The sequence below is a fragment of the Bacillus sp. FSL K6-2839 genome, assembly GCF_038003365.1.
GTDB lineage: Bacteria > Bacillota > Bacilli > Bacillales > Bacillaceae > Bacillus.
Window position 1 is genome coordinate 1,005,060 of sequence record NZ_JBBOOZ010000001.1, and the last position, 26,145, is coordinate 1,031,204.

Annotated in this window: 28 protein-coding genes; 22 read left to right on the forward strand and 6 right to left on the reverse strand. The window is 41.6% G+C overall.

The features are described from left to right. Window positions 1-53: 53 nt before the first annotated feature. Entirely contained in the window at window positions 54-233 is a 180-nt protein-coding gene (locus MHH26_RS04865) for a DUF5325 family protein (RefSeq protein WP_034662648.1), read from the reverse strand. A 113-nt stretch (window positions 234-346) separates the two neighbouring features. Here MHH26_RS04865 and typA point away from each other — a divergent pair, with 113 nt between their 5' ends. Continuing rightward, complete coding sequence (typA, locus tag MHH26_RS04870; RefSeq protein WP_034662645.1) at window positions 347-2,185, forward strand: translational GTPase TypA; 1,839 nt, start codon at window positions 347-349, stop codon at window positions 2,183-2,185. Between the two features lie 96 nt (window positions 2,186-2,281). Next, window positions 2,282-2,563 (forward strand): YlaH-like family protein, encoded by a 282-nt coding sequence (locus tag MHH26_RS04875; RefSeq protein WP_400559233.1) that lies wholly within the window; start codon window positions 2,282-2,284, stop codon window positions 2,561-2,563. A 30-nt stretch (window positions 2,564-2,593) separates the two neighbouring features. Here MHH26_RS04875 and MHH26_RS04880 read toward each other — a convergent pair whose 3' ends face one another. Both MHH26_RS04880 and MHH26_RS04885 read right to left on the reverse strand, forming a co-directional pair. After that, entirely contained in the window at window positions 2,594-2,824 is a 231-nt protein-coding gene (locus MHH26_RS04880; protein ID WP_012009835.1) for a YlaI family protein, read from the reverse strand. Between the two features lie 101 nt (window positions 2,825-2,925). Continuing rightward, window positions 2,926-3,543 (reverse strand): YhcN/YlaJ family sporulation lipoprotein, encoded by a 618-nt coding sequence (locus MHH26_RS04885; RefSeq protein ID WP_034662638.1) that lies wholly within the window; start codon window positions 3,541-3,543, stop codon window positions 2,926-2,928. A 140-nt stretch (window positions 3,544-3,683) separates the two neighbouring features. Here MHH26_RS04885 and MHH26_RS04890 point away from each other — a divergent pair, with 140 nt between their 5' ends. Next, window positions 3,684-5,006 (forward strand): PhoH family protein, encoded by a 1,323-nt coding sequence (locus tag MHH26_RS04890; protein ID WP_106072252.1) that lies wholly within the window; start codon window positions 3,684-3,686, stop codon window positions 5,004-5,006. A 15-nt stretch (window positions 5,007-5,021) separates the two neighbouring features. Here the strand turns inward: MHH26_RS04890 and MHH26_RS04895 are convergent, their stop codons facing one another. Next, window positions 5,022-5,504: a hypothetical protein gene (locus MHH26_RS04895; protein WP_034662633.1), complete on the reverse strand. Its 483-nt coding sequence runs from the start codon at window positions 5,502-5,504 to the stop codon at window positions 5,022-5,024. Window positions 5,505-5,624: 120 nt separating this feature from the next. Between MHH26_RS04895 and glsA the strand changes: the two genes are divergently transcribed. The 5 genes from glsA (at window position 5,625) to MHH26_RS04920 (ending at window position 13,413) form a co-directional block, all read left to right on the forward strand. Then, window positions 5,625-6,554, forward strand: a complete 930-nt coding sequence (gene glsA, locus MHH26_RS04900) for a glutaminase A (protein WP_034662630.1) — start codon at window positions 5,625-5,627, stop codon at window positions 6,552-6,554. Between the two features lie 122 nt (window positions 6,555-6,676). Beyond that, the gene (locus MHH26_RS04905) at window positions 6,677-6,958 is read left to right on the forward strand and encodes a YlaN family protein (protein WP_003212509.1); all 282 of its coding nucleotides are present in this window, start codon (window positions 6,677-6,679) and stop codon (window positions 6,956-6,958) included. 210 nt (window positions 6,959-7,168) lie between these two features. Further along, a complete protein-coding gene (gene ftsW, locus MHH26_RS04910) occupies window positions 7,169-8,380 on the forward strand; it encodes a putative lipid II flippase FtsW (protein WP_034662626.1) in 1,212 nt (403 codons plus the stop codon). 80 nt (window positions 8,381-8,460) lie between these two features. Continuing rightward, complete coding sequence (pyc, locus tag MHH26_RS04915; protein WP_095285105.1) at window positions 8,461-11,907, forward strand: pyruvate carboxylase; 3,447 nt, start codon at window positions 8,461-8,463, stop codon at window positions 11,905-11,907. Between the two features lie 99 nt (window positions 11,908-12,006). Further along, window positions 12,007-13,413: a cryptochrome/photolyase family protein gene (locus tag MHH26_RS04920; protein ID WP_340972630.1), complete on the forward strand. Its 1,407-nt coding sequence runs from the start codon at window positions 12,007-12,009 to the stop codon at window positions 13,411-13,413. 67 nt (window positions 13,414-13,480) lie between these two features. On the opposite strand, the gene MHH26_RS04925 is transcribed toward MHH26_RS04920, so the two are convergent. Next, on the reverse strand, window positions 13,481-14,404 hold the full coding sequence (locus tag MHH26_RS04925; RefSeq protein WP_106049221.1) for a COX15/CtaA family protein: 924 nt from the start codon (window positions 14,402-14,404) through the stop codon (window positions 13,481-13,483). Between the two features lie 394 nt (window positions 14,405-14,798). Here MHH26_RS04925 and cyoE point away from each other — a divergent pair, with 394 nt between their 5' ends. The 6 genes from cyoE (at window position 14,799) to ctaG (ending at window position 20,965) form a co-directional block, all read left to right on the forward strand. Continuing rightward, on the forward strand, window positions 14,799-15,716 hold the full coding sequence (gene cyoE / locus MHH26_RS04930) for a heme o synthase (protein ID WP_003211774.1): 918 nt from the start codon (window positions 14,799-14,801) through the stop codon (window positions 15,714-15,716). Between the two features lie 279 nt (window positions 15,717-15,995). Next, complete coding sequence (coxB, locus tag MHH26_RS04935; protein ID WP_034662616.1) at window positions 15,996-17,063, forward strand: cytochrome c oxidase subunit II; 1,068 nt, start codon at window positions 15,996-15,998, stop codon at window positions 17,061-17,063. 169 nt (window positions 17,064-17,232) lie between these two features. Beyond that, complete coding sequence (gene ctaD / locus MHH26_RS04940) at window positions 17,233-19,104, forward strand: cytochrome c oxidase subunit I (RefSeq protein WP_034662613.1); 1,872 nt, start codon at window positions 17,233-17,235, stop codon at window positions 19,102-19,104. Next, on the forward strand, window positions 19,104-19,724 hold the full coding sequence (gene ctaE / locus MHH26_RS04945) for a cytochrome c oxidase subunit III (RefSeq protein WP_034662610.1): 621 nt from the start codon (window positions 19,104-19,106) through the stop codon (window positions 19,722-19,724). The genes ctaD and ctaE overlap by 1 nt, the downstream gene beginning before the upstream one ends. A gap of 2 nt (window positions 19,725-19,726) precedes the next feature. After that, on the forward strand, window positions 19,727-20,056 hold the full coding sequence (ctaF, locus tag MHH26_RS04950; protein ID WP_003211520.1) for a cytochrome c oxidase subunit IVB: 330 nt from the start codon (window positions 19,727-19,729) through the stop codon (window positions 20,054-20,056). Window positions 20,057-20,086: 30 nt separating this feature from the next. Beyond that, a complete protein-coding gene (gene ctaG, locus MHH26_RS04955) occupies window positions 20,087-20,965 on the forward strand; it encodes a cytochrome c oxidase assembly factor CtaG (RefSeq protein WP_060596178.1) in 879 nt (292 codons plus the stop codon). A 79-nt stretch (window positions 20,966-21,044) separates the two neighbouring features. Here the strand turns inward: ctaG and MHH26_RS04960 are convergent, their stop codons facing one another. Next, entirely contained in the window at window positions 21,045-21,410 is a 366-nt protein-coding gene (locus MHH26_RS04960; RefSeq protein WP_060596179.1) for a YugN family protein, read from the reverse strand. A 161-nt stretch (window positions 21,411-21,571) separates the two neighbouring features. On the opposite strand from MHH26_RS04960, the gene MHH26_RS04965 reads away from it, so the two are divergent. The 8 genes from MHH26_RS04965 (at window position 21,572) to rsmD (ending at window position 26,143) form a co-directional block, all read left to right on the forward strand. After that, window positions 21,572-21,994: a CBS domain-containing protein gene (locus MHH26_RS04965; RefSeq protein ID WP_034663862.1), complete on the forward strand. Its 423-nt coding sequence runs from the start codon at window positions 21,572-21,574 to the stop codon at window positions 21,992-21,994. A gap of 122 nt (window positions 21,995-22,116) precedes the next feature. After that, complete coding sequence (locus tag MHH26_RS04970) at window positions 22,117-23,160, forward strand: CAP domain-containing protein (protein WP_095285115.1); 1,044 nt, start codon at window positions 22,117-22,119, stop codon at window positions 23,158-23,160. A gap of 108 nt (window positions 23,161-23,268) precedes the next feature. Further along, on the forward strand, window positions 23,269-23,682 hold the full coding sequence (locus MHH26_RS04975; protein ID WP_340972633.1) for a YlbD family protein: 414 nt from the start codon (window positions 23,269-23,271) through the stop codon (window positions 23,680-23,682). 19 nt (window positions 23,683-23,701) lie between these two features. Then, window positions 23,702-23,950, forward strand: a complete 249-nt coding sequence (locus MHH26_RS04980; RefSeq protein ID WP_034318044.1) for a YlbE-like family protein — start codon at window positions 23,702-23,704, stop codon at window positions 23,948-23,950. 72 nt (window positions 23,951-24,022) lie between these two features. Continuing rightward, window positions 24,023-24,430: a hypothetical protein gene (locus tag MHH26_RS04985; protein ID WP_307499569.1), complete on the forward strand. Its 408-nt coding sequence runs from the start codon at window positions 24,023-24,025 to the stop codon at window positions 24,428-24,430. A 57-nt stretch (window positions 24,431-24,487) separates the two neighbouring features. Beyond that, a complete protein-coding gene (locus MHH26_RS04990) occupies window positions 24,488-24,937 on the forward strand; it encodes a YlbF family regulator (RefSeq protein WP_007499807.1) in 450 nt (149 codons plus the stop codon). 66 nt (window positions 24,938-25,003) lie between these two features. Next, entirely contained in the window at window positions 25,004-25,276 is a 273-nt protein-coding gene (locus MHH26_RS04995) for a YlbG family protein (RefSeq protein ID WP_340972635.1), read from the forward strand. A 279-nt stretch (window positions 25,277-25,555) separates the two neighbouring features. Further along, window positions 25,556-26,143 carry a 16S rRNA (guanine(966)-N(2))-methyltransferase RsmD gene (gene rsmD / locus MHH26_RS05000; RefSeq protein ID WP_307500658.1) on the forward strand — a complete coding sequence of 196 codons (588 nt, stop codon included), beginning with the start codon at window positions 25,556-25,558 and terminating at the stop codon, window positions 26,141-26,143. The last annotated feature ends 2 nt before the right edge of the window (window positions 26,144-26,145 follow it).

A 26,145-nucleotide genomic window follows, 5' to 3' on the forward strand; every position in this document is an offset into this window, starting at 1 on the left:
ACTCAAAATAAAAAGCCTTCTACATGTAGAATGTAAAAGGCTTTTGAGGAATTTTATGATTGCACGTTTAATTTTCTTTTTAATGTAAATCCTGTGCCCATGAAAATCATGGCGAACATAATACTTAGACAAATACCCAGCACGTTTTTTTCTGCAAGAGATACCCCAATAAACGCCATACTGACAACTGCAAGTAATGCACATAATAATAGAAGCCATTTGATTTGTTTCATTTGTCTCCATCCCTTTTTTTAGAGTTAATATAAGTTTACAGAAAAACGATCGGCATTTAAAGGGGATTGTGATATAATATGAAAGTTATCTAATTATTTTAGGAGATGAAAATGTGAAACTTCGAAAAGATCTTCGCAACATCGCAATTATTGCCCACGTTGACCATGGTAAAACGACGCTTGTTGACCAATTGCTCCATCAAGCTGGTACTTTCCGTGCGAATGAAAATATCGCTGAGAGAGCCATGGATTCAAATGATTTAGAGCGAGAGCGCGGTATTACGATTTTAGCTAAAAATACTGCGATCCATTATAAAGATACACGCATTAATATTTTAGATACACCAGGACACGCCGATTTCGGTGGTGAAGTTGAGCGTATCATGAAAATGGTAGATGGTGTACTTCTCGTTGTGGATGCTTATGAAGGCTGTATGCCTCAAACACGCTTTGTGCTGAAAAAAGCACTTGAGCAAAACTTAACACCAATCGTTGTTGTCAACAAAATTGACCGCGACTTTGCTCGTCCGGCTGAAGTAGTCGATGAAGTAATTGACCTGTTCATTGAATTGGATGCAACTGAAGAACAGCTTGAATTCCCAGTTGTCTATGCATCAGCAATCAATGGTACAGCAAGTAACGATGCGAGCAAGCAAGATGAAAACATGGAATCTTTGTTTGAAGCCATTGTTAACCATATCCCTTGCCCAGTTGATAACCATGAAGAGCCGCTTCAATTCCAAGTGGCACTACTTGATTACAATGATTATGTTGGAAGAATCGGGATCGGCCGTGTCTTCAGAGGAACAATGCAAGTAGGACAGCAAGTGGCCTTAATGAAAGTTGACGGCAGTGTGAAACAATTCCGTGTGACAAAGATTTTTGGTTTCCAAGGGTTAAAACGAGTGGAAATCAACGAAGCGAAAGCAGGAGATCTTGTTGCTGTATCGGGAATGGAAGACATCAACGTAGGTGAAACGGTTTGTCCGGTAGAACACCAAGAGGCCCTGCCAATCCTTCGTATTGATGAGCCGACACTTCAAATGACGTTTGTTGTAAACAACAGCCCATTTGCAGGCCGTGAAGGAAAATACGTGACATCACGTAAAATTGAGGAGCGCTTAGAGCAGCAGCTTCAAACAGACGTCAGTCTTCGTGTGGATCCAACTGATTCACCTGATGCTTGGGTTGTATCTGGACGCGGAGAGCTTCACTTATCCATTCTTATTGAGAATATGAGACGTGAAGGATTTGAATTACAAGTATCGAAGCCAGAAGTTATTGTAAAAGAAGTTGATGGTGTTCGATGTGAGCCTGTTGAACGCGTTCAAATTGATGTACCAGAAGAGCACACTGGCTCTATCATGGAATCAATGGGCGCAAGAAAAGGTGAAATGATTGACATGATCAATAATGGTAACGGTCAAGTTCGCCTGATCTTTACAGTGCCATCACGTGGTTTAATCGGATATACAACTGAATTTCTTTCATTAACTCGTGGTTTTGGTATTTTAAACCATACGTTTGACAGCTACCAGCCAATGCAGTCTGGCCAAGTTGGCGGACGCCGTCAAGGTGTACTTGTTTCAATGGAAACAGGTAAAGCGACTGCTTACGGAATCCAAGGCGTTGAAGAGCGCGGTGTGATCTTCGTTGAGCCGGGTACTGAAGTATACCAAGGAATGATTGTTGGTGAGCATAACCGTGAGAACGATCTTGTTGTCAACGTGAGCCGTATGAAACAACAAACAAACGTACGTTCAGCGACGAAAGATCAAACGGTGAGCATGAAGAAACCACGTATTATGTCACTTGAGGAGTCTCTTGAGTACTTGAATGAAGACGAATACTGTGAGGTTACACCTGAATCGATTCGTTTAAGAAAGAAAATTTTAGATAAAAACGAACGTGAGAAAGCAGCGAAGAAGAAAAAGCTAGCAGGATTATCGTAATTCCATGAAGAATTAAAAAGATAGAACCCTGAAAGATAAGGGGAGGGAATCTTTTTGAATGATCAGGAAGTAAGTGAAAATCTATCCTTTTTCGCGATGCTGTTTCGTGTCGATGAAAATCCGCATACAGGGATGTGGCTCCTATATGGTACCATCCTTGTTTTAGCGATTATTGTTTTTAAGCTCGGCTTTGCTAGACGTTTACCGATTTTAAAAGCACTCGTGATTTACTTGTTTTTGATTTTTGGCTGCACGTTTCTCACATTTCTAGGAATCTTTCTGCCAGTAGCGGAAGGCCTAGTCGTGGCAGCTGCCATTTTGATTATTTATAAAATACGGCTGCATCGTGCAAAAAAAGAAGGAACAGTGAATACGTAAAAAAAGACCTGAACATGTGTCAGGTCTTTTTTATGTCTTTTGTTCTTTTTTTCCTTTTTTCTTCTTTTTCTCTTTCGTCGCAGGATCTTGATAAAGAGAGAATCTGCCAGTTTTGATGCGTGCTTCTGTCTTTACTTTAATGCGTTCCTGACAGTCATCGCACATATATGTATGAATCGGTCGATTTCTTAACCGCTTAGCAACGAGTGTATCATCATCAATGGTTTCAAGCTTCTCACATAATGAGCACTTCACTCTCATCATTTTCACCTCACTTATTGCATTTATTATAGCATGTTTTCTAAGCACTTGAAATCAGCGTAGAAAAAGGCTTATATCACAGGAGATATAAGCCGTTCTCTTTATTTCTTCTGATTCATATGATGGTTTGATTGATCATTTTGATGTTTGTCTAACTGCTTTTGATCGTTTTGTTTGAGCTGATCATTTGGCTCATTCGTCGGGTCTTTTTCGTGACGATCGATTTCATTTCTCGGCATCTCTGGCATCACGCGGCCGACAATGGCAGCTAGTTCATCCATAATACCACTTACAGGACGGCCTGCTTGTATTTCTTTGCCCATTTCTTTTAACCGGCTGACTGTATCCGGATCAGCGACTACAACAGCATTCGCACCTTCTGGGTCATTTTTCAGCGCTTTTGCAACTGAATATTTAATGGTTTCTACTTTGCTTCTATCTAAATCATCTTTTACATCAATACCAACAACAGCATAGCGGCCGATGACGATCGCCGTTGCATCATTGACATCTGCTACGTTCTCTGTCACTTTGACAAGATGCTGCGCAACATCTGTGGATGACCGGGCTTGATTGGTCTTTTTCTTTGTTGAGTCTGACACCCGTACTACGTGCTGGCGTCCATCTTGCTTGTCCAGTGCTTCTGGCTTTTCCTGCTGCTGGCAAGCGCCCAACAGAATGATGGCTTGAATCATGAATAATGTCATAAATAGTCGCATCTATATTCCCTCCTTCACAAACTGCATGATTTATTTTATTGTTGAATTAACCTTCTAACTTTATTCATGAAAACATATATTTTAACAATCGTTTTGGGAAAGACAAGGATGAATGAAACCCCGATCAGGAGGCGAAGGACCTGAGTAAAATTTATGTATTAGACACAAATGTGTTATTACAGGATCCGAATTCAATCTTTTCATTTGAAGACAACGAGGTCGTCATACCAGCCGTTGTGTTAGAAGAAGTAGACTCGAAAAAGAGATATATGGACGAGGTTGGGCAAAATGCCCGGCGTGTCTCACGCTTAATCGACGGTTTAAGATCGAAAGGGAAACTGCATGAAAAAATTACACTAGAATCAAAAGGGACGCTGCGCATTGAACTGAATCACCGCTCCTTCCATGAGCTTCAAGAAATTTTTATTGAAAAAACGAACGATAATCGGATTTTGGCAGTCGCGAAAAATTTGAGCTTAGAGGAAGAAACAAAACCTCATGGCCGGCCTGTCATTTTGGTCAGCAAGGATGTCTTAGTGCGGGTAAAGGCGGATGCTATAGGGCTTCAAGCAGAAGACTTCTTAAGTGACCGTGTTCTGCAAAATGAAGACATCGATAATGGCTATCATGAGCTCTACATTCCGACTGAGCAATTGAATACATTTTATAAGCAAAATCAATTACCAATAAAAGAGGTCACAAGTGCACCATTCAACCCTCATCAATTTGTCATCATGAAGGGAAATGAAGGCGGTTCTGCTTTAGGAATGCTTGATCAAAAGGCAGAGCATGTGAAACGTCTCGTTTATGATCAAGAGTATATTTGGGGAATCCGTCCAAAAAATGTCCAGCAGACGATGGCACTCGAGCTGCTTTTGCGCCGTGATATTCCGCTCGTGACGCTGATCGGAAAAGCGGGGACTGGTAAAACATTGCTTGCACTTGCTGCCGGATTAATGCAGACAGAGGACCTCGGTATGTTTAAAAAATTGATCGTGGCGCGCTCAATCGTACCTGTTGGGAAAGACTTAGGCTACTTGCCAGGAGAAAAGGAAGAAAAGCTCAGACCATGGATGCAGCCGATCTATGACAACCTAGAGTTTTTATTTAATACAAAAAAGCCTGGAGAGCTTGATGCGATTTTGGCGGGAATTGGATCTATTCAAGTCGAAGCATTAACGTATATCCGGGGAAGAAGTATACCTGATCAATTTATTATCATTGATGAGGCGCAGAATTTAACAAAGCACGAGGTGAAAACATTATTAACGCGAGTCGGAGAAGGAAGTAAAATTGTGCTGATGGGAGATCCAGAGCAGATTGATCATCCTTATTTAGACAGCTTAAATAATGGGCTTACGTATGTGATCGAGCGGTTCAAAGGACAGCAAATCTCTGGACATGTCAAGCTTGTCAAAGGAGAAAGGTCTGGACTTGCACAGCTTGCCGCTGATTTGCTATAGTCCAGACCCTCTGACTTATGTAATCATCAGCTCTTTGACACCTTTTATCGGCTGAGTGAGGTTGGACTGATCCGCGAAATAGACGTGGATTGGTCCTTCTTCTGTGATTGGCTTACCATTTTGACTGAAATGAGCAATGCTCTCCATTGCCTGAGAAAGCGGCACAGCAATTGTACCTGTTTCTGTGACAAATTCGCATGTATCCGCATGTTCAAGCGGCTCAGCATTTTTTAGCATATCGCCAAGCTTCATCCCGAAGCTGCCTGTGACGAGTCTTTCCTTTTCATACTTCTTCTCTGTTTTTAACGTGGGTGGAAGTGTCTGACCTTCTCTTATGACCCGCTCTTGGTCAAGCTCCTGATCTAGCTGATTCTCTTCACTTTCTGCACTTTTTTCAAAGAATGAATCCATTAAAAATTTACGGTCATCAAAAATCCATACACTTGGATCAATGGTGATCTTGTACTGTACGTTCCCCTTGATTTGAATGATGCTCATGTTCAAGACAACCCCTTTCCAACATAAATTATAGAAGTTTTCCCCCGCTTTGTCACTTTCATAAACATGCGTCTCCTTGTACACACTAATCTTACATGAAGGATAGGGAGGATATTAGGCATGGCATGTCGCGACAATGAAGAGCTTCAGCGATTTGTAGAAGAAGCAAAAAAAGTGGCCAAAGATGGTCAAGTAGCATCCTATATTCCCGCACTCGGCAAAGCGGATCAGACGGATTTATCTGTGGCTGTGTATCATGTGAGTAATACGTGCCACTCGGCAGGAGATGTAGATAAACGGTTTACTCTTCAAAGCATTTCAAAAGTATTAGCACTTGCGCTCGTGCTCTCAGAAGAAGGACCAAAAAAAGTATTTCAATTTGTTGGACAAGAACCAACAGGTGACCCGTTTAATTCGATGATCAAACTGGAAACAGCGAGCCCGAATAAACCGCTGAATCCAATGATTAATGCAGGGGCGCTCGCAGTCACGAGTTTAATCAGAGGAGCGACTCCGCAAGATCAGCTGAGCCGTTTGCTTGGCTTCATTAGAGAGCTTGCAAATGACAAAAGCATTACATACTGCAAAGAAACAGCTGCCTCCGAATTTGAGACATCCATGATTAACCGGGCGATGTGCTATTATATGAAGCAATATCATATTATTAGAGGGAACGTAGAAGAAGTCATGGACGTCTATACGAAACAATGTGCCATCATGATGAACAGCTTGGATTTGGCGAAAATTGCTTGTGTTTTTTCATTAGACGGCAGACATCCAGAGACGGGTAAGCAGATTCTTTCGAAAGATGTCGCTAGAATTTGTAAAACCTTTATGGTGACGTGCGGCATGTACAATGCGAGCGGAGAATTTGCCATTAACATCGGAATTCCTGCTAAAAGCGGTGTCTCAGGCGGGATTATGGGGGCGGCACCATATGATTTCGGGATCGGTATCTTCGGTCCAGCTCTGGATGAAAAAGGGAATAGTATTGCTGGGATTAAGCTGCTTGAGCTGATGAGTGAAAAATATGAGATGAGTATCTTTTAATGAAGGAAGGCTTCTTTTTATTTTTACAAAGCGAACTGTACAAATCTGCTTGCAATTTTGGGCGTTTCGCTTTATGATAAATAGAAGAATTAGGTACTCGCCTGGGGAACGGAGGGATACTTTTGGCGTCAGAAATTTTAGTCGATCATCGGCAAAAAGCACTGGCTTTATTAAAATTGGATGCAGATAAAATTTTAAAATTGATCCAAGTGCAAATGGACAACTTAACGATGCCGCAATGTCCTCTTTATGAAGAGGTTTTAGATACTCAAATGTTCGGATTATCGAGAGAAATTGATTTTGCTGTCCGGCTTGGATTAGTTGATCAACATGAAGGTAAGAAACTACTCGATAAACTTGAGAGAGAGCTTTCCGCACTTCATGATGCGTTCACAAAAAAATAATGATTGAAAACTCAAACTTCCTCAACATAAGTTTGAGTTTTTTTGTCCTCTATTTTCTTTTCATTGATTGATGTCAAACGGACTTGATTCTTTCATGAATGACGAACAATATAAAAGAGGTAAAACGAGATCAAACGGAGAAAATGTAGTAGAATAAAAACAGCTAAGAGGATATCAAGCAGTAGAAACAGACGTTAGGAAGAGGATTATATGTTAAAGAGAATGCTAAAATCGTATGACTACTCATTATTGTTCGCCATTATCTTAATTAGCGCATTCGGTTTGGTCATGGTGTATAGCTCAAGTATGATTACATCTGTGATCAGATACGATGCCGCACCAGATAATTTTTTTAAGAAACAGCTTTTATTTATGATCGTTGGAGCGGTCATCTTGTTCTTTACAGCACTAGTTCCATATCAGCTGTTTTCAAATAAGAAATTCCAGATCGGTATGCTGCTGCTATCAGTGTTTTCACTCATCTATGTGTACTTTGGCGGTCATATTGCAGGGAACGCAAGAAGCTGGATCAAAATAGGCCCATTTAGTCTTCAGCCAGCGGAATTTGTGAAGATTGTCGTCATTATCTATCTTGCTGCTGTGTATGCAAAAAAGCAGCATTATATTGATCATATTTTAAGAGGAGTCACACCTCCCATCGTGATTGTCTCGATCTTATGCGGATTTATCATTTTGCAGCCAGACTATGGGACAGCCTTTATCATTGGCATGATTGCTCTCGCGATGATTTTATGCTCAGGGTTTAGCGGGAAAACACTTGCGAAGCTGCTGGCGCTATTTAGTGCCGTGATGGTCGTCGTGACCCCATTTATTATTCTTTTTTGGGATAAAATTTTCACGCAAAATCGTCTCGGGCGTTTTGAGAGTTTCCAAGATCCATTTAAAGATGCAGGGGCGACTGGACATCAATTGATTAATTCCTATTACGCTATTGGATCAGGCGGCTTTTTTGGACTGGGTCTAGGAGAAAGCGTTCAAAAGTACGGATATCTTCCAGAGCCGCATACAGATTTTATCATGGCGATCATTTCAGAAGAGCTTGGCTTTTTCGGTGTATTTTTTGTTCTCGCTCTCCTTGGCTTCATCGTCGTGAAAGGTTTTTATATTGCAAGAAAGTGTGAAGATCCATTTGGAAGTTTGCTTGCAATAGGAATTTCCTCCATGATTGCGATCCAAACATGCATTAATTTAGGCGGTGTTTCAGGTCTGATTCCGATTACAGGGGTCACACTTCCATTTATCAGCTACGGGGGATCGTCCATCATTTTACTTAGCGGCTGTATGGGAATATTGCTGAATATCAGCATGTTTACTGAATATAAAGAGCGTTACAAAAAGAAAAAATCAATGAGCAAGCCATCAGTTCAAAAAAATGGATTGCAGAAAACTTTGAATCTTTAGAAAACAAAAGTGTACAGTTTTCATTTCTTCCTTTATTATAGAGTACATATAAAATTTTAAGGGATATGGAGGAGTGAGAAATGTCACAGAGAACAATTCAAAAGGTTCTAGTTGCAAACAGAGGGGAAATTGCTATCAGAGTCTTCAGGGCCTGTACGGAGCTCAATTTACGTACAGTGGCCATTTATTCCAAAGAAGACTCGGGCTCTTATCATCGCTATAAAGCAGATGAAGCATATCTAGTTGGAGAAGGGAAAAAACCGATTGATGCCTACCTTGATATCGAGGGGATCATCGAAATTGCAAAACGAAATGACGTGGATGCGATCCATCCAGGTTACGGATTTTTATCTGAAAATATTCATTTTGCAAGACGATGCGAAGAGGAAGGCATTCAATTTATCGGTCCAACTTCTCAGCATTTAGATATGTTTGGAGATAAAGTAAAGGCAAGAGATGAAGCGAAAAAAGCTGGAATTCCAGTCATTCCAGGAAGTGACGGACCAGTTGATTCGGTCAAAGAAGTCGAAAAATTCGGTGAAGAATACGGTTACCCGTTTATTATTAAAGCTTCACTAGGCGGCGGCGGCCGAGGTATGCGGATTGTCAGAACGAAAGAGGAGCTGAAGGAAGCCTATGACCGTGCGAAGTCAGAGGCAAAAGCTGCTTTTGGAAATGACGAAGTATACGTTGAAAAACTGATTGAAAATCCGAAACATATTGAGGTGCAGGTGATTGGTGACAATCACGGCAATATCATTCATTTATATGAGCGTGACTGCTCTGTTCAAAGGCGGCATCAAAAGGTCATTGAAGTGGCGCCAAGTGTGTCTCTTACAGATCAACTGCGTGAAGATATTTGCGAAGCGGCTGTTCAGCTGGCCCAGAATGTATCGTATATCAATGCAGGGACTGTAGAATTCCTTGTCGCAAATGGAGAGTTTTACTTTATTGAAGTCAATCCAAGGGTACAGGTAGAACACACGATCACTGAAATGATCACAGGTGTCGATATCGTCCAAACCCAAATTCTTGTCGCAAAGGGTCATGACCTTCACAGCAAGGAAGTCGGTATACCAAAGCAAGAAGATATTTTTACACATGGCTTTGCCATTCAATCAAGGGTCACAACAGAAGATCCTTTAAATGATTTTATGCCAGACACAGGAAAAATTATGGCCTACCGTTCAGGTGGGGGATTTGGTGTACGACTTGATACAGGGAACAGCTTTCAAGGTGCAGTCATTACACCTTATTACGATTCACTATTGGTCAAGCTGTCCACATGGGCGCTCACATTTGACCAAGCGGCTGCTAAAATGGTTCGAAACTTACAGGAATTCAGGATTCGCGGGATTAAAACAAACATTCCGTTTCTTGAAAACGTGGCAAAGCATGAGAAGTTTCTAAAAGGGGAATACGATACGTCGTTTATCGATTCAACGCCAGAACTATTTAATTTCCCTAAGCAAAAAGACCGTGGAACGAAGATGTTGACTTATATTGGTAACGTGACCATTAATGGGTTCCCTGGTATAGCGGAGAAAAAGAAGCCTCATTTTGACAAGCCAATTGTACCGAAGCTTCCTCTACATCAAGAGATTCCGTCTGGGACAAAACAATTGTTAGACACACATGGACCTGAGGGCCTTGCCAATTGGGTGAAAGAACAAAATAGCGTCCTTTTAACAGATACAACCTTTAGGGATGCACATCAGTCTCTGCTTGCGACACGCTTCAGAACACATGATTTAAAGAAAGTTGCCCAGCCAACAGCAGGTTTATGGCCAGAGCTGTTTAGTATGGAAATGTGGGGCGGCGCTACATTTGATGTTGCGTACCGTTTCTTAAAAGAAGATCCTTGGGAACGATTAAAAGAGCTACGCCAAGAAGTGCCAAACACGTTGTTCCAAATGCTTTTAAGATCATCAAACGCTGTCGGATATACAAACTATGCGGATAATGTGATTAAAGCATTTGTAAAGGAGTCGGCCGAAGCAGGCATTGACGTGTTCCGTATTTTCGATAGCTTAAACTGGGTAAAAGGCATGACGCTTGCCATTGATTCTGTTCGTGAATCAGGCAAAGTGGCAGAGGCAGCCATTTGTTATACGGGGGACATTCTTGATCCATCTCGTCCGAAATATGATCTTGAGTATTATGTATCTCTTGCGAAAGAGCTTGAATCTGCCGGTGCACATATTTTAGGTATTAAAGATATGGCGGGATTATTAAAGCCGCAGGCAGCTTATGAGTTAGTCTCTGCTTTAAAAGATGAGCTCACGATCCCTATCCATCTTCATACGCATGATACGAGTGGAAATGGACTGTTCACCTATGCAAGAGCGATTGATGCAGGCGTTGATATTGTGGATGTGGCCGTCAGCTCTATGGCAGGACTCACATCGCAGCCAAGTGCAAGCTCACTGTATTATGCTTTAGATGGACATGAAAGAAAGCCAGACATGAACGTCCAATCTGTCGAACACCTTTCTCAATACTGGGATTCTGTCAGAAAATACTATCGTGAGTTCGAAAGCGGCATGAACTCACCTCATACAGAAATTTATGAGCATGAAATGCCTGGCGGTCAGTATAGTAACTTGCAGCAGCAGGCGAAAGGTGTCGGACTTGGCGACCGCTGGAACGAAGTAAAAGAAATGTACAGACGTGTGAACGACATGTTTGGTGATATTGTGAAGGTCACACCTTCCTCTAAAGTAGTTGGAGACATGGCACTTTATATGGTGCAAAATGATTTAACAGAGGAAGATGTCTATGAAAAAGGAGCAACATTAGACTTCCCGGATTCTGTTGTGGAATTATTTAAAGGCTATTTAGGCCAGCCGCATGGCGGATTCCCTGAAAAATTACAAAAGCTGATTTTAAAAGGAGAAGAACCGCTCACTGTCAGACCTGGTGAGAAGCTGAAGCCAGTGGACTTTGAAGACATTAAGCAGCAGTTCAAAGAATCTCATGACCTGACGCTGACAGAGCAAGACGCGATTGCGTATGCCTTATATCCAAAAGTCTTTTCTGAATTTGTCCAAACAGCAGAAAGCTATGGGGACATCTCTGTTCTTGACACTCCAACGTTCTTCTATGGGATGAGGCTTGGTGAAGAGATTGAGGTAGAAATTGAAAAAGGAAAAACCCTCATTGTTAAACTCGTGTCAATTGGAGAACCGAATCCAGATGCCACAAGAGTTCTTTACTTTGAGCTAAATGGACAGCCGCGTGAAGTCGTGATTAAGGATGAAAGCATCAAATCATCCGTTCAAGAAAAGATGAAGGCGGACCGTTCAAATCCAAATCACATTGCCGCATCAATGCCAGGCACTGTTATCAAAGTGCTCGTGGAAAAAGGACAGAAAATCTCGCAAGGTGAGCATTTGATGATCAATGAAGCCATGAAAATGGAAACGACTGTACAAGCGCCATTCACTGCGGTCGTAGATGAAATACATGTGACAAATGGAGAACCGATTCAAACCGGTGATCTGCTGATTGTGTTAAAGCCTGAATAATAAGTGAGACACATCCATCGTGATGTGTCTTTTTTTGAGCGCATTAAAATGTGCAGCAGCCTGCGAGAGTAATTACACTATAGAGTGAGGTGAAGAAAGTTGGAAATTGTTGTGATTTGGTTTCGCCGAGATATGCGATTGGATGATCATATCGCCTTATCAAAAGCGATCACATATGCAAAAAAACACGAGTACAAATTATTGGCTCTTTATCATCTAGATCCATTTTTTACTGAAATGGAACTGGATATAAACAACGAACATTTCTTTCAAAACTTGGCGCATTTCGTCAAGGAAGCGAGAGAATCTCAAATTTATGTTCACCTTCTCCATGAGGATGTCCTGCGCGCCTTTCAGCAGGTCATGGATGTGTATGACATCAAAGCCGTCTTTTTTAATGAAGATGAAGTGGGTATCGGCCAAAGGCGTGACCAGCAAGTAACCGATTTTTTAGAAAAGAAGGCCATTCATGTGTCAACGTGGCAAGATACACAACTTCACGGGGCACGAGATATTTTAAAAGCAGATGGCTCACATTATCAAGTGTTTACCCCATACTATCAATCATGGCGGAAGCAAGAGAAGCAGCCTGTGATAAAAGTTGACAAATCATTTTTCAGCAGTGAGCATACGATTTGTGATGAGTCACTTTCGCAAAAAGGAAATGACAAACTGCGAGACTTGTTAAAGGGCTGCTCAAGGAAGTTTGATCAAATCGGCTCTGACAAAGCGATGAACACGCTGCATCACTTTATCCAAAAAAGATTAACGCGTTACCATGAGAAACGAGATATTCCGTCTCTTTTTGGAACGAGCAAGCTGTCGCGTTTCTTAAAAACAGGCACTATTTCGATCCGAACGATTTTTCATGCGATGTATGAAGAAGCACTATTTGAAGACGAGGGCAGAGAGACCTTTATCAAAGAGCTGGCATGGCGCGATTTTTACCATATGATTTATGCACATTATCCAGAGATGAAAGAAAAAGAAATCAATTCGGCGTTTCAAGGAATGAAATGGAATGAAGATGAGGCGCTGTTTGAAGCTTGGTGTAAAGGGGAAACAGGCTTTCCGCTCGTTGATGCAGGGATGAGACAGTTAAATGAGGTGGGCTGGATGCATAACCGCTTGCGAATGGTCACAGCCTCATTTTTAACAAAGGATTATTTGATTGATTGGAGAAAGGGCGAAGCGTATTTTGCAAAAAAACTTGTGGATTATGATGAGGCGTCAAATATCGGAGGATTTCAGTGGGCTGCCTCTGTCGGGACAGATGCCGTGCCGTACTTCCGTATTTTTAACCCAACGACCCAGTCGAAGCGATTTGATCCGAGCGGGGAATATATTAGAAGATATGTACCAGAGCTAGAGCATGTCGATGAAAAGTGGATACATGAACCAATTAAAATGCCATTAGATGAACAACTGAAATCGGAATGTGTGCTAGGTGATACATACCCGCTGCCGACAGTTGATCATCAGGAAAGACGCAAAAAAGCCATTTAGCTATTTGAAGAAGCAAAACAACAATAAAACAAATCCCCCATTCCGCATGAAAGGGGGATACAAATTCTTATTTGAATGGCTCTTTGCTTTCATATTTAAACCGGGCAATGAGTAAGCAGAAGTAACAGAGTACTCCAAACAAACCGGAAATAAAGAATGAATGAGCCAGCGCATAACCAAGTGCGAGCTGAGAATACACAGACATCACACCTGAAATGGCTTGAAGTGTAATCAGAATGGCTGAAATAATCCATCCATAATACAGCTGCTTCTGTTCTTTATAATGTTTCATGGCATGGAACATCGCAACAAATATCCAGACGAATAAAAGAAGTGCTGCTGCTCGGTGAGACATTTGCACCCACTGATTAAAGTACGCTGGAAGTGCACCGTCTTTTGAACAAAACGGGAAGACAGAACAAGCAAGGCTTGACTTTGTATGCCTCACATAAGCACCCGTATACACCACGATATACGTATAGGTGATCAAACCATAAATATGGAACTGCATTTTTTTGCCGATATGAAGCGGCTTCACAAGCTTTGTTTCAGATCTGGTTGCTTCAAATACAAGAAGCGCAAGCAGTAACACTGAAGCAAAAGAAATGAGTGAAATACCGAAGTGCAGTGCCATCACAAGGGCGTTAGAACCAAACACGACGGCTAGAGCTCCTAAAAGCGCTTGAAGCAGTAAGAATATAATCGACATGATGACCAAAAATTTGGTTTCACGGAATACTGGACTAATCTTTTTCCAGCATAAGACCGCCAGTGCCAGAACAAGAATGGTGGAAACCCCTGTTGACATGCGGTGACTCCATTCGATGATGGAAGCAGGGTTCATTTCAGGGAAGAAACGTCCGTGGCAAAGGGGCCACTGCCGGCCGCAGCCAAGACCTGAGCCGGTTTTCGTCACAAGCGCACCGCCAATCAAAACGATCAGCATCACAAACGTTGTGATCACGCTCAATAACCTTAAAGCAAATTTCATCAAATTATTTCACCTTCTCTAAAAAACTTCTGATCTAAATGAAAAACCTCATATGCTCTCAAGTTTAAGCCAAATGCGTGTTCTGTTGCAATTCATAATGACCAAAGTTCACAAAAAAATGATATGTTAGTTCACAAAGTTTACAGATTTAGAGTGCTTGATCTTTCTTTGACAGTCTGATAGAAATAGAGGAGAGAATATTTCATTTTGCACCGCCTTCTGAAACACACATAAATCCTTATAAATTCACGAAAAGTTCACAAATAACTTCAAGATTGTCGTTTATTATTTAATAGGATGTTTTTTTACAGCTGTTTATCTTGTATGATAGAGTTGTAACGAATTTACGTTTCATTTGTTCGTTTGAAGGTTTGGGCAAGGGAGGTTATACACATTGGCAAATTCCAAAACAGCCGCGGAAGCAGCTATTCATGGACAAATAGAAGAAACAACAGCTTGGAAAGATTTTCTTGCTCTGATTAAAATGGGCATCGTCAATTCCAACTTCATTACAACATTTACTGGAATGTGGCTTGCTTTTTATTTTACAGGTATGAGTTTCCTTGGGAATCTTGATATTGTGCTGTTAACAATGATTGGTTCTTCTCTTATTATTGCCGGTTCATGCGCCATTAATAATGCGTTTGACCGTGATATTGATATATTAATGGAAAGAACAAAAACAAGACCGACGGTTACAGGTAAGATTCAGCCGGGGCAAGCGTATGCATTTGGTATTTTGCTTGTTGTACTTGGACTCATCATGCTTCTGATGACAACCATAACATCAGCAGTGATTGGTTTTATCGGAGTCTTTACTTATGCAGTTCTTTACACCATGTGGTCTAAACGTCATTACACCATCAATACCGTTATTGGAAGTGTATCTGGTGCGGTGCCGCCATTAATCGGCTGGACAGCTGTCACAGGTACAATTGACACAACGGCTTGGGTTTTGTTTATGATTATGTTCATTTGGCAAATCCCGCACTTCCTGTCACTTGCGATTAAGAAAACGGAAGATTACCGTAAGGCAGGTATTCCAATGCTGCCAGTCGTTTATGGCTTTGAAGTCACGAAACGCCAAATCATCATTTGGACAGCATGTCTTCTTCCACTTCCATTTTTCTTAGGTGGATTAGGATGGCCGATTGTCGCACTTGGCACATTGCTGAATATTGGATGGCTCGTCATTGGCCTTATGGGCTTTAAAATGAAAGACGTCATGAAGTGGTCAACGCTCATGTTCGTTTATTCATTAAACTACTTAACCATCTTTTTCGTCGCGATGATTATCATTACACTATTCTAGAGTAAAATACACTTTGAACACATCAAAACAATGGCTATATCTTATAACACAACATTTTCTAACAACTATGAAAGCCGCCTGATATTCAGTTCTATTTAGGCGGCTTTCTGTTTATACATAGATGGTATTTTGAGTAAAAACATCATTTTTTTATGAAAAGAGGAAATGTAAGTGCTTTTATAAGAGGCGGGGGTTATGAATGGGTGAAAAGTGATTTTATAAATAAGAGGTAAAAAGCGAAAGGCAAAGGAGATCAAGCAAAAGGGGTTGGGACAAATTATGATAAGAAAATGGCGTGTTTATTCACTGTTTCTCTTACTGACGCTCGTTTTGGCGGGCTGTGGTGAACCATACTTATCAACACTCAAACCAGTTGGGGAAGTAGCAGATAAACAGTTTTTCCTAACGGTACTGAGTACACTCATTATGGTTCTTGTCGTCATTGTTGTATCGATCATTTTCTTTTACGTCATCATTAAATTCAAACGTTCTAAAGTGGGAGAAGATACGATTCCAAAGCAGGTGGAAGGGAACCGTAACCTAGAAATTACGTGGACAGCGATTCCGATTCTTCTCCTCATTATTCTCGTTGTGCCTGTTGTGGCATACACGCTTGAGCTTGGGGATACAAGCGCTATGGATAAGAAAAAACGAGATCCTGAAAAGACACTTGTTGTCAATGTAAGAGCCAGTTTATATTGGTGGGAATTCGAATACCCTGATTATGGGATTGTCACAAGTCAGGAATTGATTGTACCGACAGATCAAAAGGTGTACTTTAAGCTGAAAGCATCCGATGTGAAACACTCTTTCTGGGTTCCATCGGCTGGCGGTAAAATTGATACAAACACAGAAAATGAAAACAAGTTTTATTTAACCTTTGATTCAAAACGAACGAAAGATGCAGGAGAATATTTCTACGGGAAATGTGCAGAGCTTTGCGGTCCCTCGCATGCTTTAATGGACTTTAAAGTTAAAACGCTTTCTCAAGATGAGTTTTTAGGATGGACGAAAAAAATGGCTGATTACAAGAAGCCTACATCCACAAAAGATCTCGCTCTTGAAGGTGAAAAATTATTTAAAGAGAAAAACTGCTTGAGCTGTCATGCAGTAGAGCCTGGTGACGAACGGCCGGAAGCGGCAAGGACGGCACCAAACCTTGCGACCTTCGGAGACCGAACGAAAGTAGCTGGAATCAAAGATATGAACAAAGAAAATGTGAAAGCATGGCTGAAAGATCCAGAGAGCTTTAAACCAGGGAATAAAATGACAGGGACGTACCCTAAATTAAATGACTCAGAAGCAGATGCACTTTATGAGTATTTAAAAGGACTTAAAATCGAGTAATTTCTAATGCGAATGTGCAAGAGGGTATGTGATCGATGTGAAGTTTTTGTTAAGAGCTCCCGAATATGTCTCTACAACCGAGAGTAGCCATCTGTCAGACACAGTCTGTGTAAAGTTAAGATAGACATCTATATGAAAAGGGGCAAATGGGAGATAAGAGGGGGATTTCATGGTGAGTACAATAGCTAAAAAGCGGGGGTTTGGCGCTGTCTTATGGGATTACTTAACGACGGTTGACCACAAAAAAATTGCCGTACTATATTTAGTGGCAGGGGGATTTTTCTTTTTAATTGGCGGCCTGGAAGCGATGATTATCCGTATTCAGCTAGCCATCCCTGAAAATGATTTTGTAAGTGCAGGGTTTTACAATGAAGTCATGACGATGCATGGAACAACGATGATTTTCCTTGCAGCAATGCCGCTTTTATTTGCATTAATGAATGCGGTTGTACCCATTCAAATTGGTGCACGTGACGTAGCGTTTCCGTTTGTGAATTCACTTGGTTTTTGGCTGTTCTTTTTCGGAGGAATTTTCTTAAACCTTGGATGGTTTATGGGTGGATCACCTGATGCAGGCTGGACTGCATACGCCTCGCTCACGCTGAATTCAGAAGGGCACGGCATGGATTTCTATATTTTAGGTTTGCAGATAGCGGGTATTGGTACGCTGATTGCCGGGATCAACTTTCTTGCAACGATTATTAATATGAGAACGCCTGGTATGACGTATATGAGAATGCCGCTCTTTACATGGACGACATTTGTCGCCTCAGCACTGATTTTATTCGCATTCCCGCCACTTACAGCAGGGCTTGCGATGCTGATGCTTGATAGAATGTTTGATACGAGCTTTTTCAATCCAGAGCTCGGCGGAAATACAATCATCTGGGAGCATTTGTTCTGGATTTTCGGACACCCAGAAGTATATATCTTAATCCTGCCAGCATTCGGAATATTCTCTGAAATCATTCCAGTGTTTGCAAGAAAAAGGTTGTTTGGGTATTCGTCCATGGTGTTCGCTACTGTATTGATTGGTTTCCTTGGATTCATGGTATGGGCGCATCACATGTTCACAACAGGACTTGGTCCGATTGCCAATGCGATCTTTGCTGTAGCCACAATGGCGATTGCGGTGCCTACAGGAATTAAAGTATTCAACTGGCTGCTCACCATATGGGGCGGTAATGTGAAGTTTACAACGCCGATGCTGTATTCCGTTGCCTTTATACCGTCGTTTTTACTTGGCGGGGTAACCGGAGTCATGCTTGCAGCAGCTGCAGCAGATTATCAGTTCCATGATACGTACTTTGTCGTGGCGCATTTCCACTACGTCATTATTGGCGGGGTCGTATTCGGTATTTTAGCTGGTGTGCATTACTGGTGGCCGAAGATGTTTGGAAAAATACTGAATGAGAAGCTTGGGAAAATTGGCTTTGTGCTGTTTTTCATCGGTTTCCATTTAACCTTCTTTATCCAGCATTTTCTCGGGCTTTGGGGCATGCCGCGCCGAGTCTTTACATTCCTGCCAGGTCAGGGGCTAGACCTTGGGAACTTGATCAGTACGATTGGGGCACTGTTTATGTTTGTAGCTGTTGTCATCATGCTGATTAACATCATCTGGACTACAGCAAAAGGAGAGCGTGTATCGAGCGATCCTTGGGGAGACGGAAGAACGCTTGAATGGGCAGTGTCTTCACCTCCGCCAGAATACAACTTTAAACAGCTTCCGCTTGTCAGAGGACTAGATCCTTTATGGATTGAAAAAATGGATGGTAAAACAGGAATGACAGCATCTGAACCGCTTGATGATATTCACATGCCGAATAATTCCATCTTACCTGTCATTATCTCATTCGGTCTATTTGTTTCAGCGTTTGGCTTCATGTATCGTCAAGAGCACAGCTGGGGACTTCCAGTGATTTTCATTGGTCTTGGCATTACATTTGCGACCATGCTGGTTCGCTCTCTTAAAGATGATCATGGGTACCATATTCACAAAGAAGATTTGACCGATGACGATGATAAAGGGGTGAAAGCATAATGGAACCACAAAAAATGACAGCAGAAACCTTTCCGGCTTCTCCTGAGAAAGCCACGTTAGAAGGAAAGAATAAGTTCGTCGGGTTCTGGTTGTTTCTTGGGGGAGAAACCGTTCTGTTTGCATCGCTCTTTGCCACTTATTTGGCGCTGAAAAACTCTAATGCAGGCGGAGCAAAAACAACCGATATGTTTGATCTCACACTTGTCTTTATTGCCACGATGCTTCTGCTGACGAGCAGTTTAACGAGTGTGTATGCAATGTATCATATGAAAAACTTTGCCTTTAAAAAGATGCAGCTTTGGCTTGGCGTGACTGTGCTATTAGGTGCTTCATTTCTAGGGGTTGAGATTTATGAGTTCTATCATTATGTGCATGCGTATGAATTTACAATTACCAGCTCAGCTCTTGGTTCTTCCTTCTATACACTTGTCGGAACTCACGGGGCTCACGTCGCCTTCGGACTTTGCTGGATTACCGCTCTTATGATTCGAAATATGAGACGCGGACTCGATTTATACAATGCGCCGAAATATTATGTGGCAAGTCTGTATTGGCACTTCATTGATGTTGTGTGGGTCTTCATCTTTACCGTTGTATATTTAATGGGAATGGTGGGATAAGAATGGGAAATAAAAACACAAATCAGTCTAAAGTCGATCTTGTATACCGTAAAAAGAAAAATGCCGAAGAAATGAAGCATCAGCTCATTTCTTTCGGCTTGATGATTGGATTAACCTTTGTTGCCTTTTTAACAATCGCTTCTGAAGACGTTGGGAACTGGTTCGCAGTACCATTTATTTTACTGCTTGCAGTTATTCAGGTGGCTTTTCAGCTTTATTATTTTATGCACATGAACCAAAAAGGGCATGAAACACCCGCATTGTTTCTTTACTCAGGTGTGTTTGTCGCGTTTATTACCGTATTAGCCTTTTTGACCATTATTTGGTGGTAAGCCCGCTTTGCCCTTGAAGGAGGCGCAGCAATGGAGAACTTAGAAATATTCGGATTTCGGGCATTATGGAGCCCTTACTATTTGACTAGTATTGTCATAGCAGCTGCTCTTTATCTGCTTCTTGTGACAAAGGGAAAGCACCGTGCGACGGTGAAAGAGAAAACGTTGTTTCTGACGGGGCTTGTCCTGTTATACGCCGTGAAAGGAAGCCCAATTGATTTAATGGGGCATATTATGTTTAGTGCACATATGGCGCAAATGGCGGTGCTCTATTTAGTCATTCCGCCTCTCCTTATTACAGGATTACCTGCGGCCATTTGGGAGCGGATCATACAAACACCAGGCATTCAGCAAATTTTTCGTTTGTTTTCCAAGCCTTTAATTGCATTGCTTGGATTTAACGGCTTGTTTTCGATGTATCACATTCCGCTTGTGTTTGATTTTGTGAAAACAGATCCGTTTTATCATGCGTTGATGACGGTGGTCATTTTTATCGCTGCCTTTTTCATGTGGTGGCCGCTCGTTCATAAAGTCCAAAGTCAGCCGCAGATTACAGGCATTTTAAAGCTTGGTTATATCATGGCAGACGGAATATTGATGACTCCTGCGTGTGCTCTCATCATGTTTAGTGAGGCACCGATCTATGCAACCTATTCTGATGCTGGCGCTTGGATACAGGCACTGCACTTATGCGTGCCAAGTGATATGCTGGCAGGCCTTGCGCTCACAGGTCCTGAAATGTTCCATACCTTGCCGCTGCTAGAGGACCAGCAGCTAGGCGCGATTTTGATGAAAATTATTCAGGAGATTGTGTACGGCTCGATCCTTGCTGTTGTGTTCTTTGACTGGGCAAGAAAAGAAAGAGCGAAAGATGCCGTACCAGATGCGCTGATTCCGAAATATGAATGAAAAAAGCACAGCCGTATGGCTGTGCTCAGATTGTTGACAAAGGGCTAAAATGATCTTGATTTTAGCCCTTTGTCTTTTTTTATGCTTCAGCAGTCATTGCTTCTAGTTTATCTTTCAGCTGTTCAAGCGTTTTCTTGCTTGATTGGATGAGAGATTTAGGGAAATCTTCGCCTTCGCCGTATTCAACACCGTGCGGATAATAATGTTTTCCAAGTAAAGGTGTTAGAAGCTGTATGTGTGCTCTTTTGGAACCAACATCTCCTTCGGTGGCGTAGCCGGAAATCCGTAAATAAAAGGTTCCCTCTACCATGTTATACTTTCTGTCGTACGTCACACGCTCATAATCCCATTGATCGGCTCGTACAAATCCTTCACTTTCCATGATGAAATCTAATTTATTTAAGTCAGCTGCTACCTTTTCAATCCCCGTACCTTCAAACTTCACCCAAAACCCCTCCTTATAAAAATTCCCTTTACTGACAATCATAGTATGAAAGCGTTAAACTTTCAACTGTGAAAGGTATGTTCTTTTATAACCTGGTTACAGTAATAAAGAAAATAACAGATGGAGGAATCGATGTGAAAACGAAAAAAATCAAAGATATTATGACAAAAAAAGTAGTGACATGCCAGCAAGACGACAATACGTATGAAGCGGCAGTCAAAATGAGAGACGCGGACATTGGGGCCATTCCGGTGGTTGACGGAGATCAGCTCGTTGGCATAGTGACAGACCGTGACCTTGTACTCAGAGGCATTGCAGAAAAAAAGCCAAACTCACAGGAAGTGGGCTCGCTGATGACGAAGGAAGTACTGACAGCTGAAGAAGATGCAACGCTTGAAGAAATTGTCCGGCTGATGTCAGAGCACCAGCTCCGCCGCATTCCTGTTGTGAAAAATGGCGCATTAACAGGGATTGTCGCTCTTGGAGATTTATCAGTCGAAGATTTATCAAATGATCGCGCGGGAGATGCACTGACAGAAATCTCTCAACAGGATCAAGATCACGGGCAAGGATTTCTTCATTAAGAGGGGCATATTTTAAATTCGTGTTAAATAGGCTGTATTGTCGTTGATAAATGAAGCGAGTTTTGTTTAAATGACAGTAGAAGGTACTTTTTGTACCTTGCCAATTTAACGGAGGTGTTTATTTGAAAACTGTGCTCAAAACACTCCTCATCCTCCTGATTATATCTGGAACGTACGTTCTGTTTATTCAATATGGATCTTCACCAGAAAAAGAAAACAGCAATGAACCGAAGGTGTCTAATGAAGAAACATCTAGCGATAAGCCGATCAACATCCCGAAAAAGGGGCTCATGTCCTTTATGGGGAAATCTTCAAACGAAGTGCTTAAACAGCTGGGAGAACCAGATCGCATTGATCCTTCCGCATATGATTATGACTGGTGGATATACAACCAATCGAAGAAGCACTATATTCAAGTAGGGGTAAAGGATAGTAAAGTGGTGACCCTGTTTGCAACAGGAGACGGGCTCAATGTCGAACCGTTTAAAATCGGTCAAGCCACAAGTGAAGTATTTAAAAAAACACAAATTGCACCTTACATTCATGTAGAGGATGAACAAAATTCATACCGCTTTGAATTCTCAGAAGATGATATGAATACAAGACCCACTGTGAAAGTGGCAGATGATGTGTATGTTCAGCTTTACATGGATAAGTTTGAAAGCACTCTTTCAAGTATCAGGGCGTTTAACGCAGATACATTTGTGAAACAAAAGCCATATGAGGTCGTCTATCGTGGTCAATTGATAGAACCTGAGGCAATATCAGGTGAAAAATGGAAAGAGATCGAAGCTTCCAGTCAAAAACAAATTTTTGATATGACCAATATTATCCGTCATAAGTACAAACTGCCGACCTTAAGGTGGGATGATGAAACCTCTGAAGTGGCATTCATGCATAGTGAGGACATGAAAGAGAGTCATTATTTCTCCCATGAATCTAAAAAATACGGTACGCTGAAAGACCGGTTAGAAAGAGGCGAGGTGGCATTTCAGCTCGCAGGTGAAAACATTGCCTATAATTATGTAGATGGACCTGCAGCGGTAGAAGGCTGGCTCAATAGTGAAGGTCACAGGAAGGCGTTATTAAATAAAGATTACACACACCTTGGCGTAGGTGTGAAAGAAAAATATTACACCCAAAACTTCATCAAGAAAACATCTTAAACGAAAGCAGCTGCACAATCGCAGCTGTTTTTTTGATTGAAAAAGAGGCTCACCAAAATAGCTGCTGGTGTATATAGTATAGTAGGCATTTGTATGGGGGGTGAGGATATGACAAACAAACAAAAACAAACATCCATTGATGAATTTAAACAATTCGTCAGACGCCATCCGAAGTTAATTCAAGATGTGCAAACGCAAGAAAAAAGCTGGCAAAGTGTATACGAAAATTGGATCATGTTTGGTGAAGAAGACGAGATGTGGTCTCCTTACCGGCAAACGCAATCTAAAGGCGGTAAAGAAGAAAAAGCCTCTAAGCCAAGTGAATTGGGAAAAGCAGATTTTATGTCTAAAATGGTTTCTGCTGTGAAAAAAATGGACGCTGATCAAATGAATGAACAAATCAACAAAATGAGCCAGTCTATTTCCTCTTTACAAAGCTTACTCGGACAATTTTCATCAAATGGCTCAAAAAAAGGTTCATCTGGAGGCAGTCAGCACCCATTCTCCTTCAGGAAAGATTAATTGAAAGGGGATGCTTTTGGTGCGGAAAGAAGTACAGGAGTTTGTCATGGCCGAAGAGGATCGAATCAAATTCATCAGACAGCGTCCACTCTGGTACAGACAGCTGACTCGACATCCTGAAAAGCTATCGTCCTTTGAATTAGATAAAATGAATTTTTACGAAAAAACCATTCCTCATCGTGTGAGTCAGTTGAGCAACAGTGTTCAAATGGCTGAAATGATGATTCAAATGTTCCAAGCAATGCGCAATCAAAATGGAGCCGGGTGAGGCTTTTTTGAGTTGATTAAGATGTCTATTTCCTGAGCATCCTATAAAAGTAGATGAAAGGAGAATCAGAAGATGAAATGGATGCTGTCAATATGCGCATTGCTTTTTCTTGTCACCGGGTGTCAAAGTCAACATGGAGAGAAGCAAGTCATGAAGCAAGATCCAGCTGTACCAGTGATGCAGCAAGCCGAAAGCGAAATGAAGCAGCAAGGCTTTTTAAAATACAAAGTGCAGGGGTCTTCTGTCTATATAGAAAGTACACTACAAGATTTTCATCTTGAACCTTCGCGTCTAAAAAAGAATGAGAAGACGGGATATTTTACAGTGTATGTAGACGGAAAACGTGCAGGCAATGAGTATACTGCTGCATTTGTGGTCAAGCATCTTTCAAAAGGAAAGCATAAAATGACCGTTGTGCTCAATTCCCGTCATCCAGAATATAAGCATAAAAGAGAAACATGGGATGTATTTGTCACGTAAAAGCATTTTCTGATCCATAGGTTTCGTGGTAAACTATGAATTGGAGGTGCAACATTTATGTATGCGACAATCGAATCTGTGGAGCTCCAAGAGGAAGCGAATCAATTGGCTGCCATGATTCTTCAGTCGGAGGAGGCTGAACATTACCGCAACTGCTTTAAGCGTCTCCAGCAAGACGAAGAAGCCCAACAAATTATTGCCCATTTTACAAAAGTAAAAGAGCAATATGAGGATGTGCAGCGGTTCGGCAAATACCATCCGGACTATAGAACGATCTCAAAGGAAATGCGTGAGGTCAAAAGAAAGTTAGATCTTCACGATACAGTGGTTGATTTCAAAAAAGCAGAAACAGCGATTCAATCCATCTTAGATGAGATTAGTATTGAAATCGGTCAAGCTGTATCAGCATATATCAAAGTTCCAACAGGGAACCCATATTTTGATGGTCTATCATCATGCGGCGGTGGCTGTGGATCAGGTGGCAGCTGTGGCTGTAAAGTATCTTGACGAGACTTGAATGTCTCGTCTTTTACATAATGACTGAAAAGAATTGAAAAAGCGGCAGGTGAAAAGATGGAAACCAAACGTCAAGGGATGGTCGTTTGGCTGCATTCGTTAAAGCAGTCAAAGGCGCTAAGAAAATTTGGAAATGTTCACTATATTTCAAGGAAAATGAAGTATGCAGTGATCTATTGTGATAAGAATGATCTCGAGCGTCATATGGCTAAGCTCAGCTCATTGCCATTTGTGAAGCGTGTTGAGCCTTCATATAAACCTTTTATTAAATTAGAGTACGAATCCAAATTGGACAAAGCAAAAGAGTATGATTATAAAGTGGGCTTTTAAAGACACAAAAAAATCCCCGCGGCATCACCCGCGGGGTCCTTCTATTCTTAATGATTCATTAAGGAGAAGGCAAAGGGAGAGGAGAAACCGGAGGAAGAACTTATGGGGAAACGTAAGTCTTCTCCGCGGTTGGCAACAGCACCACATCAGATGCTGTTATAAATAGTATGACCCCGCATTCCTTGATCTATACATAGAAAATGAATGAAAATCCTTGATTGTCCCCTGCGGAGTGTTGTGGTAAGATAATGTTGAATTTTTTGTCATAAACAATAACCAATAGAAGCAAGCAGAAAAAGTGGTGGGAAAATGAGAGTCATCTCTGGAACGAGAAAAGGCCGCACACTTAAAGCGGTACCAGGTCAATCAACAAGACCGACGACAGATAAAGTAAAAGAATCGATATTTAATATGATCGGCCCTTATTTTGATGGCGGATGGGCCCTTGATTTATTTGCGGGAAGCGGTGGTTTAGGAATTGAAGCGCTTTCCAGAGGATTCGATCATTGCATTTTCGTTGATCGAGATATGAAGGCAATTCAGACGATTAAAGGAAACCTCAATCAATTGTCGCTGCTCGATCAAAGTGAAGTGTTTCGAAACGAGGCAAAGCGTGCACTCTCAGCCGTTGTGAAACGTGACGAATCCTTTCAAGCGATCTTTCTTGATCCGCCTTATAAAGATCAACAGCTGAAAGCACTTCTTGAAATGATTGACGAGCATGCCTTATTAACAGATGACGGCGTGATCGTGTGTGAGCATGATAAGGACGTCACACTGCCAGAGGAAGCTGGACAGCTTTACATATCAAGACAGGAACTGTACGGGTTGACTGGTATTACGATCTATAGAAAGCGGGGAAATTAAAG